The organism is Pseudooctadecabacter sp. (assembly GCF_020627745.1).
GTDB lineage: Bacteria > Pseudomonadota > Alphaproteobacteria > Rhodobacterales > Rhodobacteraceae > Octadecabacter.
The window spans coordinates 45,874-57,881 of the sequence record NZ_JAHDGE010000008.1 but is presented as its reverse complement, the minus strand read 5'-3'; the positions used below and the strand labels follow the sequence as shown (position 1 = coordinate 57,881).

At 61.6% G+C, this 12,008-nt stretch carries 10 protein-coding genes and 1 riboswitch; of the genes, 3 read left to right on the top strand and 7 right to left on the bottom strand.

What is annotated here, in order from left to right; genetic code table 11:
• The 3 genes from glyS to QZ653_RS05910 form a co-directional block, all read right to left on the bottom strand.
• Nucleotides 1–1,436, bottom strand: a 1,436-nt coding sequence (gene glyS, locus QZ653_RS05920) for a glycine--tRNA ligase subunit beta (RefSeq protein ID WP_296418550.1), incomplete at its 3' end; no start/stop codon positions are given.
• A gap of 2 nt (nucleotides 1,437–1,438) precedes the next feature.
• Nucleotides 1,439–1,990 carry a DUF6446 family protein gene (locus QZ653_RS05915; RefSeq protein ID WP_296418503.1) on the bottom strand — a complete coding sequence of 184 codons (552 nt, stop codon included), beginning with the start codon at nucleotides 1,988–1,990 and terminating at the stop codon, nucleotides 1,439–1,441.
• Nucleotides 1,987–2,904 carry a glycine--tRNA ligase subunit alpha gene (locus QZ653_RS05910; RefSeq protein WP_296418501.1) on the bottom strand — a complete coding sequence of 306 codons (918 nt, stop codon included), beginning with the start codon at nucleotides 2,902–2,904 and terminating at the stop codon, nucleotides 1,987–1,989. Before QZ653_RS05910 ends, QZ653_RS05915 begins: the two co-directional genes overlap by 4 nt.
• 208 nt (nucleotides 2,905–3,112) lie before the next feature.
• On the opposite strand from QZ653_RS05910, the gene QZ653_RS05905 reads away from it, so the two are divergent.
• The gene (locus QZ653_RS05905; protein ID WP_296418499.1) at nucleotides 3,113–4,876 is read left to right on the top strand and encodes a serine protease; all 1,764 of its coding nucleotides are present in this window, start codon (nucleotides 3,113–3,115) and stop codon (nucleotides 4,874–4,876) included.
• Nucleotides 4,877–4,885: 9 nt separating this feature from the next.
• On the opposite strand, the gene QZ653_RS05900 is transcribed toward QZ653_RS05905, so the two are convergent.
• Together QZ653_RS05900 and QZ653_RS05895 are read right to left on the bottom strand one after the other, a co-directional pair.
• On the bottom strand, nucleotides 4,886–6,508 hold the full coding sequence (locus tag QZ653_RS05900) for a thiamine pyrophosphate-binding protein (RefSeq protein WP_296418497.1): 1,623 nt from the start codon (nucleotides 6,506–6,508) through the stop codon (nucleotides 4,886–4,888).
• Between the two features lie 2 nt (nucleotides 6,509–6,510).
• Nucleotides 6,511–7,962, bottom strand: a complete 1,452-nt coding sequence (locus QZ653_RS05895; RefSeq protein ID WP_296418496.1) for a TrkH family potassium uptake protein — start codon at nucleotides 7,960–7,962, stop codon at nucleotides 6,511–6,513.
• Nucleotides 7,963–8,083: 121 nt separating this feature from the next.
• Between QZ653_RS05895 and rpiB the strand changes: the two genes are divergently transcribed.
• Nucleotides 8,084–8,515, top strand: a complete 432-nt coding sequence (gene rpiB, locus QZ653_RS05890) for a ribose 5-phosphate isomerase B (protein WP_296418495.1) — start codon at nucleotides 8,084–8,086, stop codon at nucleotides 8,513–8,515.
• A gap of 6 nt (nucleotides 8,516–8,521) precedes the next feature.
• Here rpiB and folE2 read toward each other — a convergent pair whose 3' ends face one another.
• Both folE2 and QZ653_RS05880 read right to left on the bottom strand, forming a co-directional pair.
• Entirely contained in the window at nucleotides 8,522–9,625 is a 1,104-nt protein-coding gene (folE2, locus tag QZ653_RS05885; RefSeq protein WP_296418548.1) for a GTP cyclohydrolase FolE2, read from the bottom strand.
• Nucleotides 9,626–9,863: 238 nt separating this feature from the next.
• Nucleotides 9,864–11,042, bottom strand: coding sequence for an aminotransferase class V-fold PLP-dependent enzyme (locus QZ653_RS05880; protein WP_296418493.1), 1,179 nt, complete (start codon nucleotides 11,040–11,042; stop codon nucleotides 9,864–9,866).
• Nucleotides 11,043–11,087: 45 nt separating this feature from the next.
• A riboswitch (SAM riboswitch) is annotated at nucleotides 11,088–11,165 on the bottom strand.
• 83 nt (nucleotides 11,166–11,248) lie between these two features.
• Between QZ653_RS05880 and QZ653_RS05875 the strand changes: the two genes are divergently transcribed.
• A complete protein-coding gene (locus tag QZ653_RS05875; RefSeq protein WP_296418492.1) occupies nucleotides 11,249–11,959 on the top strand; it encodes a glutathione S-transferase N-terminal domain-containing protein in 711 nt (236 codons plus the stop codon).
• Nucleotides 11,960–12,008 lie beyond the last annotated feature (49 nt).

Below are 12,008 nucleotides of genomic sequence, written 5' to 3'. Positions count from 1 at the left end.
CGGCGCAGGGCGAAGGGGTCTTTGGACCCTGTGGGCTTTTCGTCGATGGCCCAGAAGCCGGTCAATTTGTCGATCTTTTCGGCCAGCGCCACGGCGACGGACACCGGCGCGGTCGGCACATCATCGGACGGACCCAGCGGTGAATAATGGTCCTGTGCGGCGGCGGCCACGGCATCGGACAACCCGGCCTCTTTGGCGTAATACCGGCCCATAAGCCCTTGAAGATCGGGGAATTCGTACACCATTTCAGAACTGAGGTCCGCCTTGGCGAACCGTGCGGCGGCCTCGGCCTCAGCCGGATCGGCCCCCACCAGCGGGGCGATGTCGCGGGACAGATTGGCCATGCGATCAACCAGTTCGGCGACCGTGCCCAGTTTGTTGTGGAAGGTCACATTGCCCAGCGCATCCAGCCACGCCTGCCCGCCAGCTTTGGCCACACGCAGGTCGTTTTCCCAGAAGAATTTGGCATCGGACAGACGGGCGAAAAGCACCTTTTGATTGCCCGCCAGAATGGTCGCGCCGTTGTCCGCCGTGGTGCGGTTGGCGACGGTCACAAAGCGCACGACCTGGCCGGTTTTGTCCCGCACGGAAAAGAACTTTTGGTGTTCTTTCATCGACGCGGTCAGAACCTCGGGCGGCAGGGACAAAAAGTCGTCCGCGATGGTCCCCATAAGGACCACAGGCCATTCGACCAGCCCCGCGACCTCCGCCAACAACCCGTTGTCTTCGACCAGTTCCAAACCCGCCGCGAAGGCCTGATTGGACGCCTCGGACCAGATCAGATCGGCGCGTTCATCGGCGCGCAGGATCACCTTTGCGCGCTTTAGCTTCGCCTCGTAGTCTTCGAAGGAGGTGACAGAAAATGCGTCCGGTGCGAGGAAACGGTGGCCTTTGGTCACGTCGCCCGCAGGGATGCCGTCCACGTTCATGGGAACCACCGTCGCCCCTGCCTCATCGGTCAGGATGCACACAATAGAATGCAGCGGACGGACCCATTTGAGCGACCCTGCCCCCCAGCGCATGGATTTGGGCCACGGGAAGGTGCGGATCGTTTTTTCGAGCACTTCGGCGATGATGTCTGCAGCGGGGCGGCCTGTCTTTTCGAGGATGGCGAAATAGACCTCCCCCTTGCCGGTGTCGCGCACCTCCAACTGGTCGCGGGTGACGCCTGCGCCGCGGCAAAATCCGTCGATGGCGCCGTCCGGCGCGCCGACCTTGGGGCCTTTGCGTTCTTCGCGGGTGTTGGGGCTTTCGGATGTCAAATCCTCAACCGACAGGGCCAGACGGCGCGGGGTCGCAAAGGCACCGGCGCTGGCATAGGTCAGCCCGGCCTCAACCAGACCGTCGGTCACAAGGCGCTGCAAATCAGTGGCGGCCTTGGCCTGCATACGGGCGGGGATTTCTTCGGAAAAGAGTTCGATAAGAAGATCGGGCATGATTATTCCTCCGCCACTGGGGGTTCAGGGCAGGTTTCAGGGGGGGTGTCGCCGGCAAAGAGCGCCTCACCACAGTCGTTGAGTTGGTGCCAGACAAAACCGCGTCCGTCGGGGAAGACGGCGGCCATGCGGTCCACCCCGTATGAGATGTTTTCGGCCCCGCGAAAGGCCACGGCCTCACCGGTTTCCAGCGCGCGGCCTACTTCGCGGGCGTCGTAGCAGTCAAACCAGCCGACGGTTGTCAGGGGTTCGGCGTTGTCCGCGATGACATAGGTTTCGGTCAGCATGGCAAGGCTTTGCGGCGTGGTAAAACAGGCCCGGAACGAGATCGCGCCAGACAGGCGCACGCCGTCCTGCACGGTATCAAGGCCTTTGACATTTTCTGCCAATATCGGCTCGAGATTACCGGTTGCGACGGATTGAAGTTGTATTTCTCCAACCTGCGCCGCATCAAGTTCGGCCCAGCCTGCATAGCTTTGCAGATAGATCATCCCGACCCCGGCCAGAAGGCCGGAGCCGAGGATGGCGATGATGGCCAGACGGGTCGCGTTCATGCGGCACCCCCGGCGGCGGTTTGCACGAATGCGTCCGCGCAGAGTTTTGCCAAGGCGCGCACGCGCCCGATGTAGGCCTGCCGTTCCGTGACCGAGATGACGCCGCGCGCGTCCAGCAGATTGAACAGATGCGACGCCTTGATGCACTGGTCATAAGCCGGTTGCGCCATGACGATTTTCAGGCCGGTTTTCGGATCAACCTGTTCATTGGCAAGGATCGCCGCGCATTCGCGTTCCGCGTCCTCGAAATGCTTCAAAAGGATGTCGGTGTCCGCCACGTCAAAGTTCCAGCGCGAATATTCCTGTTCGTTCTGCAAGAACACATCGCCGTAGGTCAGCGCGATGGGCGCGTCTGGGTCGTTATAGGGCATGTCCATCACGTGATCGACACCCAGCACATACATCGCCAGCCGTTCCAGACCGTAGGTCAGCTCACCCGACACGGGATGGCAGTCATGCCCGCCAACCTGTTGAAAATACGTGAATTGCGACACTTCCATGCCGTCGCACCAGACCTCCCATCCGAGGCCCCATGCACCCAGTGTGGGGCTTTCCCAGTCGTCCTCAACGAAGCGAATGTCGTGCATGTCCATGTCGATGCCGATGGCCTGAAGGGAGCCAAGGTACAGGTCCTGCAGTTCGGGCGGGCTGGGTTTGATCAGGACCTGATACTGATAATAATGCTGCAACCGGTTGGGGTTGGCCCCGTAGCGTCCGTCCGTGGGGCGGCGGGACGGCTGCACATAGGCCGCAGCCCAAGGCAAAGACCCCAGCGACCGCAGGGTGGTGGCGGGGTGGAATGTGCCTGCGCCGACTTCCAGATCATAGGGCTGCATGATGGCGCATCCCTTGTCGGCCCAATAGGCCTGAAGCCTTAGGATAATCTCCTGAAAACTGCGCGGTGTGTCGGTCATGTCATGCCTCTTGCGGTGCTTCGGGCTTGCATAGGCGCGTGCGAAGTGAGGGTCAATGTGCACAAAGTGCCGCAAATGCCACGAAAAGCGGTCAAAACATTGGGAATACAGTCTTTTCGACGTGCCATTTGCGCTGTTCTTGCTAGATAGTCGCGAACGTCGGGCATGGTCCGGCTTGATTGGATATTCTCGGGACAGGTTCGTCGCTATGGTTCGTTTGATTTTTGCCCTGCTTTTCAGCCTGCTGTCGGTTCTGCCCGCAGCCGCGCAACAACCGGTATGGGTCCAGATCGAGGCCCAGCGGACGTTGACCGGCGCGCAGAATGCAGCGCGCGGCTATGCCGCTGCGGGGGTCGAGGATGTCACGGGCTTCGCCCTTCCCGGCGGCTGGTATGGCATTGCTTTGGGGCCCTATGGGGCGCAACAGGCCGATGCCACCCTGCGCCGGTTGCGGGCGGCGCGTCTGATCCCGTCGGACAGCTACATCGTGGATGGCAACCGGTTCCGGACCCAGTTCTGGCCTGTGGGGGGCGTGACGCAGGCACCTGCCCCGACCGCGACGGAGGAGACACCCGAAGCCCAGTCTGAACCCGGTGTGGCCGAACCCGTCGTCGCAGCCGAACCCGACCCCATTCAAACGCCCGATGAAACCTTGCGCGAAGCGCAGGCCAGCGAAGCCGATCTTGACCGCGACCAAAAGCGCGCCTTGCAGGTCGCGTTGCAGTGGGCCGGTGTCTATGACGGGGCCATCGACGGGCTTTATGGACGTGGCACGCGCCGGTCCATGTCCGCGTGGCAGGAGGCCAACAATCATGAGGTTACGGGCGTTCTGACGACCTCTCAACGGGCGGAACTGCTGAACGCCTACAATGCCATTCTGGACGGCATGGGCCTGCAACTGGTGCGCGACGATGCCACCGGTATTGCGATGCAAATCCCCACCGGCGTTGTGGAATTCACCACCTATGAGCCGCCCTTCGCACGTTTTGATGCCTCCGGTGATCTGGGCGCGCAGGTCTTGCTGATTTCGCAACCGGGCGATCAGACGCGGCTGTTCGGACTTTACGAGATTTTGCAGACGCTTGAGATTATCCCGACAGACGGCCCCCGTGAAAGACGCAATTCCAGCTTCGAGATTGAAGGTGTGGGCGACGATGTGCACAGCTACGTCTCCGCCAGACTGGAGAATGGTCAGATCAAGGGCTTCATTCTGGTCTGGCCTGCGGGCGACGATGACAGACGCCGCCGTGTACTGGCAGAAATGCAGGCAAGTTTCTCAACCACATCTGGGGTCCTTGACCCTGCCATTGCCCGCCCCGACGAAGATCAGGCGATTGATCTGATCGCGGGCCTTGAGGTGCGCAAGCCGATCCGCGACCGGTCGGGGTTCTATATCAACGACGGCGGGGCCGTCCTGACCACCGTTGAGGCTGTCGATCAGTGTGAGGTCGTGACCCTCGGGTTGGAATATGACGCGACCGTGGTTCATCGTGACGATGCGCTTGGTCTTGTTGTGCTGCGCCCCGATGTGCCGCTGGCACCTGCGGTGGTGGCCGAATTCCAGACCGGCGTGCCGCGCTTGCAGGCCGAAATTGCCGTGGCGGGTTTTCCTTATGGCAACGTGTTGACGACGCCTGCGCTGACCTTTGGCAAGCTGGCCGATATCCGTGGCCTGAACGGGGAAGAGGATGTCAAACGGCTCGATCTGGTTGCACAATCCGGCGATGCGGGTGGGCCGGTTTACGACAATGGTGGCGCGGTTCTGGGAATGCTGTTGCCCAAAGCGGCCAGCAATGGCCAGACCCTTCCGCCGGAAGTGTCGTTTGTTCTGGACGCGGGTGAGATTGTCACCTCCGTACAGGCGGCGGGGATTGATCTGACCACCACAAATTCGGTGGCCTACATGACGCCTGAGGCGCTGACGCAGATGGCCGCTGATATGACCGTTCTGGTCAGCTGCTGGGACGACTGAGCCGCCCGTTCAACTGAACAGATCAGGCGTCAATCGGATGACCGTCGGACGGCAGGCTTTGAACGCCGCACGGAGGGCGGGTGCAATGTCCGCCAATGTCGCGGGTTCAACCGCGTCAGCGCCGTAGGCCCGCGCCAGCATCAAGAAATCCGGGTTTTGCTGGATCACGGCGTTGGGCGCGATCTGGGCGCGGATCATGCTGTCCTCGATCTCGCCCAGTTTGCCGTTGTCCCACAGGATGATCGGCAAAGGCAGGCCAAGTTCCACAGCCGTGCCCAGTTCGGGCAAGGTGTATTGAAGCCCGTAATCGCCGATGATCACACAGGTCGGCCCGTCAGGCCGCGCCACGGCCCCGCCGATCCCTGCGGGCAAGGCGTAGCCCAGCGTGCCAAACCCGTACGGATGGTGCCAATGGCCGGGTCGGTCCATGTTCCAGACCTCTTTGGCGGCATAGGCCAGCTGGCACATGTCCGAATAGATCATCGCGTCCGTGGGCATGGCGGCTTGCACAGCATCAATCACCCCCAACAGGCCGGGGCGTTCGGCGGAAACCGCGCTGCGCATCCGGGCGCGAAAATCCGCAGCCTCGGCCTGGGTCCAACCGGTCTGCGGCGCGCCGTCGCCCAAGGCATCGGTCAGCGCCTGCACAAACCGGGTGGCATCGCTGCGGATGGGGGTTTGGCCGGGCAGATTGCTGGCCAAGGGCTCGGCGTCGATATCAACGCGGATCAGGCGGCCCGAATGGCCCAGCTGATCGCGCCACAAATCGACCTCCGCCAGTTCGGTGCCAATGGCGATGACCAGATCGGCGGACCCGATGAGGCCTTCGGCCTCGGGTCGGGACAGATAGGACCCCAGCAGAAGGGGGTAATCCGCCGGAACGATCCCGCGACCGGCAAACGTGGTGAAGGCTGCCGCACCGCTGCGCGCCAAAAGGGCCTGCACCGGCGTGGGTTGGCCCTGCCCCACGGGCGCCACAGCGGCGTCGCGCGCGCCCCCGCCAAAGATAAACAGCGGGCGTTTGGCCTGCGCGACCTCTTGGGCGGTATAGGTGATCCAGTCCGGTTCGGGTTCAACGGGGCGCGGACCCAGAAACGGTTTTGCGGGCCAATCGGGGGCGGCCTCCGCCTCAAGCTGGGCGATGGGCACGTGCAGGGCCTTGGGTCTGGGGCGGTTGGTCGCCATGTCCTGCAAGGCGCGGTCGATGAGCGCGTAGGCCGCTTGCGGCGTCTGCGCTGTGTCGGACCAATCCGTCACAGTGGCCGCCGCCCCCTCTTGGTCGCGCATCTGGTGCAACTGGCCGCGCGTGGCCGCGGTTTCGTCCAGACAGGACGCCACCATCAGCACGGGCACACTGTCGGAATAGGCCTGCCCCAAGGGCGTCAGCGCATTCAGAACCCCCGGCCCGGTGATCACATAACACACGCCAGGCCGCCCCGTGGCACGGGCATAGCCATCGGCCATGAAACCCGCGCCTTGTTCGTGGCGCGCCAGCACATGGGTGATGCCTGCCTCTTCGATCCCACGGTAGAGTTCTTGATTGTGTACGCCCGGAATTCCGAAAACCACGTCTACACCGCGCGCCTTCAACATATGTGAAATCTGCGCGCCCAAGGGCCGTTGCTGCGACATGGTCAACCTCTCCAGAAATTCCAGCTTAGAATGGTGAAGACGGCCATAATCTCAAGCCGCCCCACCAACATCGCCATGGCCAATATCCATTTGGCGGTGTCGTTCAGGCCCGCAAAATTGCCCGCCGGTCCAATCTCGTTGCCCAGTCCGGGACCCACATTGGCCAGCGCCGTGGCAGCGCCCGAAATGGCTGTGATGAAATCCAGCCCCGTCAACGCCAAAGCCACGCCCACCACACCGATGGAGACCATAAAGGCCACAAAAAACGCCATGACAGAGTTCAGGACATCATCGCCCACGCGCCGCCCCTGATAGCGCGGGGTAAAGACGCCGTGGGGGCTGTGGATGCGGCGGATCTGCGCCTTGATCGACGCGAACAGCAGCTGATAGCGGAACACCTTGACCGAACAGGCGGTGGACCCCGCGCAGCCGCCAATCAGGCCGATAAAGAAGAACATCGTGACGGCAAACGGGCCCCACAGCATATAATTGGCCGAGGCATAGCCCGTGCCCGTCATGATGGAGGTGACGTTGAAGAACGCCTCCCTGAACCCGCGTTCGCTGAACCCGTCAAAGAACTGCCACACCCACAACGTCATCACCGTCACGAGGGCGAAAATCACCACGAAGAACGTCCTGATCTGGCTGTCGAGGAACAGGGGCGACGCCCCACCGCCCGAAATCAGCTGCACGTAGCGCACGAAGGGCAAGGCGGACAAAAGCATGAACACGCTTGCCACATACTGCGGGCCGGACCCGAAGGCCGCAAAGGACGTGTCGTAATTGGCAAACCCGCCCGTGGCCACGGTCGTCATGGCATGGGTGATTGCATCGAATGACGACATGCCCGTGGCCGTGTAGCACAGCGCGCAGGCCAGGGTGATCGCCACGTAAATTACGGAAATCTTGCTGGAAATCTCCGCCGCGCGGGGCAGGATTTTGCCCATCGTGTCAAAGGCTTCGGACCGGAAAATTTGCATACCGCCCACGCGCAATTCGGGCAAAAACACCATGGCCACAACGATAATACCGATGCCGCCCAGCCACTGCATGATCGACCGCCAGAGTTTCAGCCCCTCGGGCAACGTTTCGATCCCCACAATCACGGTGGACCCGGTGGTGGTCAGCCCGGACATGGCCTCGAAAAAAGCATCTGTGAACGACAGGCTGGACCCGCCCAAAATAAACGGAAGTGATCCGAACAGTGGCAGCGCCAGCCAGACCAGCGTGGTCAACAGGAACGTCTGCCGGATGCTCAGCCCCTCGGAGACGCCGTTTTGACAGGCCAGCGCCACCAGCCCACCCACCAGAATGGTCAGGATCGCGCTTTCCAGAAACACCGGCCAATGGTCATTGCCGGCCACAAGATCGGCCAGCAAGGGCGCGAACATTGTCACCCCAAGGGCCGCGACCAAAAGGCCGATCACATATCCAACAGGGCGGGCGTCAATCATGCAGCAGGGTTGGCGTGAGGGCCGCGCGGTGTCAAGCGCCAGACCGTGTGAATGACGGCTGTCAAACGGCGTCAAATCCGCTAGACCTAGGCCCGACACCAACCAGATGCGAAAGCCTGCCATGACCAAAGTTGTCCTGTCCTCCGATCACGCCGCCATCGACCTGCGCCGCGCCGTGGCCGACCACATCGAAGCCCAAGGGTACGAGGTTGAAGACATCGGCCCGCAAACGCCCGAAAGCACCCATTACCCCAAGCACGGCCACGCCGCGGCTGAGGCCGTGGCCTCGGGCCGTGCTGATCTGGGCATTATTCTGTGCGGCACGGGCCAAGGCATCATGATGGCCGCCAACAAGGTCAAAGGCATCCGTTGCGGGGTCTGTTCGGACACGTTTTCGGCCGCCATGATCCGCCAGCACAATAACGCGAACATGCTGTCGCTGGGCGCGCGTGTGGTGGGCGAAGGGTTGGCCTTGTCGATTGTAGATGCGTTTTTAGGGGCCGAATTTGAGGGTGGCCGCCATGCGACCCGCGTCGACATGATCGAAGGCTGATCGCCCCTAGCCTACGTGGAACAGCGACTGGAACAGACGCGGATCAAGGGATTCCGCGTCAAAGGTCGCCCCTTCCGTCAACACCGACACCGCATCATGGGAATGCAGGCTTTCCTGGTGGGACGCGATCACGCGGTAATCGGCAACCCGTGGGTCGGCCTGCAGCTGTTCGGCAAACAGGCGTGCGGCATCTTCGACGAAAATCGGGTTTGCGGCATTAAGTTCCGCAAACGCCTGTTCATCCTCGCGTTTCACCATCACCTGCGTTTCCGTGGGCACCGCCGCGCGGCACATGTCGATCAGGTCTTCGAACCACAGCACATTCGCCGCCGGATCAAGTTCAACCGACACGCGCGCCACGGACCGCTGGGAATGGGGCGTGGCCAGCTGGCCGCGGAACTGACGGGCGTGTTCGCTCAGTTCCAGCGAACAGGGGCAGGTTGATGAATAGACGTAATCCAGATGCACGATCTTTTTGCGCACGCCGTCCGTTTCGATCAGTTCAAGCGCGATGTCGTAATACTGATACCCCGCAAGGCCGGACCGCAGGCTGTCCACTTTCATCGGAAAGGACGTGCGCATCATGATCCGCGCATCAAAACTTTCCAGATCGGTTTTGTAGGCATCCAGCGCGCGGGAGATGACCTCGAACGAGAACACCTCTTCGGCATGTTTGTAGAATGTCCGCATGATGCGGGACATGTTGATGCCCTTCTTTTCAGCCTCAAGCGACACAGTGCCGGTGACGCTGGTCTCAAGCGTCAGATCGCCGTTGTCGCGGGTGTGAAAGCCGATGGGCAGGCGGAAATTGGAAATGCCCACATGCTGGATCGCGCGTTTGGCACCGCGGATCAGGCTGCTGGGTCCGTTTTGCAAATCGGGCATCGAGGCTTTGTAGACGTCATCCACCTCGAATTCTTCGGGGTAGGCGCGGGCCAGCGCGGGGTAATTCGACACCTCTTTGCCCGGGATCAGACGGGACACCAGCGGGTCAAGCTGCGCGACCTCTTCATCGGTCTTGGTGGCGGCCCACTGGCGCAACATCGCCAAAGCGGCCTCCGCCTCTTCGCGGCTCAGTTCACGGTCTAGATCTTTGGAATGGATGTTCATGCCGGCCCCCTCGGTCGCCCCGCGCGCCACGGCCACAACAGGGCCTGCGCTGTCAGTCTTATCACTACACATAGGGTGTTACGGCCTCATGACATCATCGGATGACTAAAATGACCGTGATCGGATGCAAAAACCAGCCCCTTCTTTGGTTCTTAAATATGCACAATCCGTTGCGCCCAACATGGACCGAACCTTTCAAGGGGTGACGCCACGGCGCCACACCCCCCTTGCGCGCGCCCTAAATCTGATCCAGAGCCGCTTTAAGATCGTCAATCAGGTCACGCGCGTCCTCAAGCCCTGCGGACAATCGTACCATACCGCCGGAGATGCCCAAGATATCCTTCTGGTCCTGCGGCAAACGCTGATGGGTCGTCGTCGCAGGGTGGGTCACAATGGATTTCGCATCGGCAAAATTGTTGGAAATGGTGAACAATTCCAACGTATTGAGGAATTTGAAACACGCCTCTTTGCCGCCCCGAACCTCAAGCGCCAGCACGGTGCCGCCGGTTTCACCCTGCGCGCGGGCAAGTTCGGCCTGCGGGTGGGCGGCGTGGGTCGGATAGCGCACATGGGCCAGTTTGGGGTGCCCGTCCAACGCCTCGGCAATGGCCATCGCGGTAGCCGCCTGCTGGTTGACGCGCAAATCCAAGGTCTCAAGCGATTTCAAGTGCGTCCAAGCGGTGAACGGGTTCATGGCCCCACCGGTGTGCTTCATATACGCCTCGATCGGGCCGCGGATCAGGTCGCGGCTGCCGGTGATCAGGCCGCCCAACATGCGCCCCTGCCCGTCCACATGTTTGGTGGTGGACACGATGGCAATATCCGCGCCGCAGGTGGCCGCATAGGAATAGATCGGCGTGGCCATGGCGTCATCGACCAGCACCAGCGCGCCCACAGCGTGGGCGGCTTTGACCACATGGCGCAGGTCCACGACCTCCAACGTGGGGTTGGAAATGCTTTCGAGGAACACAAGCCGCGTGTCCGGCCGGATCGCCGCATCCCATGCGGCGTTGTCCGTGCCATCGACCAACGTCACCTCAACCCCGAAGCGCGCCAGAATGTCCTCAAGCACATACAAACACGACCCGAACAGCGCACGGGAACTGACGACATGATCCCCGGCTTTCAACAGCGCGGTCAACGCGCCGGACACCGCTGCCATGCCTGACGTGCAGGCAAAGGCATCTTCATACCCCATCAGCATCGCCATCCGGTCTTCGAACATGCGCACGGTGGGGTTGCCGTAGCGGGCGTAAATGAATTCATCCTCGCCCAGCGCCTCAAACCGTGCTTCGGCGGCTTCGGCTGTGGGATAGACGAACCCTTGAGTGACGTAGATCGCCTCGCTCACCTCACCGTACTGGCTGCGCCGCGTGCCCGCGTGCACCGCTTTTGTGCGTTTCTTCCAAGTGTCCATGTGTATATGCCCCTTCAAGCAAAAACCCCGACACCGGCAAAGGTATCGGGGCTGCGCCCGTCCCTTTTAGCAGCATATTTAAAGTGGCCCGCAATCCGGTAACAAATCGCCACTGGGTGCTGAATACGCGGCACTGCAGCACCCGTCAACACCCCTTGGCGCGGCCTCACGCCCCTGTCATGATCCCCAAAACAGGAGCCTGCCCCATGTCCCAAGACCCCATTGATCTGTATTTCTGGCCCACGCCCAACGGCTGGAAAGCCACCATCGCGCTTGAGGAAATGGGCCTGCCCTATAACGTCCATCTGGTGAACATCGGTGCAGGCGATCAGTTCACGCCGGAATTTCTGGCGATCGCGCCCAACAACCGGATGCCAGCGATTGTTGACCCCAATGGGCCGGACGGCGCGCCGATCTCGATGTTTGAATCCGGCGCGATCCTGCAATATCTGGCCCGCAAGACAGGCCAGTTTGGCGGCCCCACGGAACGGGACCGCATTGCCGTGGATCAATGGCTGATGTGGCAGATGGGCGGGCTTGGCCCCATGGCGGGGCAAGCGCATCATTTTCTGAAATACGCGCCGGCAATGGACCCGCCCAACGACCTGCCCTACGCCAAAGACCGCTACCGGTCCGAGGTTGCACGTCTTTACGGTGTGCTGGACCGGCAGTTGGCACAAAACGAATATGTGGCGGGGGATTTCTATTCCATCGCCGATATGTCGATCTGGGGTTGGGCGTCTTTGTGGGAGGGCCAGCAGCAGACGCTGGACGACAAACCGCATCTGGCCCGCTGGCTGGATGTTGTGGGCAGCCGCGCGGGTGTCATTGCCGGCCGTGCGGTGCATGCCGACAAACGCGGCGATTTCCGTAAAGATAAATCCGCGCAGGATCAGCTTTTTTCCAAGCGCGACTAACGATTGTTTAAGGTTTCAGGGGTCTAGTGGGCACATCTGTTCAGGAGTG

Coding starts and splice junctions, on each gene's coding strand:
- QZ653_RS05915 (WP_296418503.1), bottom strand. CDS start 1,990: ATGAACGCGACCCGTCTGGCCATCATCGCCATCCTCGGCTCCGGCCTT.
- QZ653_RS05910 (WP_296418501.1), bottom strand. CDS start 2,904: ATGACCGACACACCGCGCAGTTTTCAGGAGATTATCCTAAGGCTTCAG.
- QZ653_RS05905 (WP_296418499.1), top strand. CDS start 3,113: ATGGTTCGTTTGATTTTTGCCCTGCTTTTCAGCCTGCTGTCGGTTCTG.
- QZ653_RS05900 (WP_296418497.1), bottom strand. CDS start 6,508: ATGTCGCAGCAACGGCCCTTGGGCGCGCAGATTTCACATATGTTGAAG.
- QZ653_RS05895 (WP_296418496.1), bottom strand. CDS start 7,962: ATGATTGACGCCCGCCCTGTTGGATATGTGATCGGCCTTTTGGTCGCG.
- rpiB (WP_296418495.1), top strand. CDS start 8,084: ATGACCAAAGTTGTCCTGTCCTCCGATCACGCCGCCATCGACCTGCGC.
- folE2 (WP_296418548.1), bottom strand. CDS start 9,625: ATGAACATCCATTCCAAAGATCTAGACCGTGAACTGAGCCGCGAAGAG.
- QZ653_RS05880 (WP_296418493.1), bottom strand. CDS start 11,042: ATGGACACTTGGAAGAAACGCACAAAAGCGGTGCACGCGGGCACGCGG.
- QZ653_RS05875 (WP_296418492.1), top strand. CDS start 11,249: ATGTCCCAAGACCCCATTGATCTGTATTTCTGGCCCACGCCCAACGGC.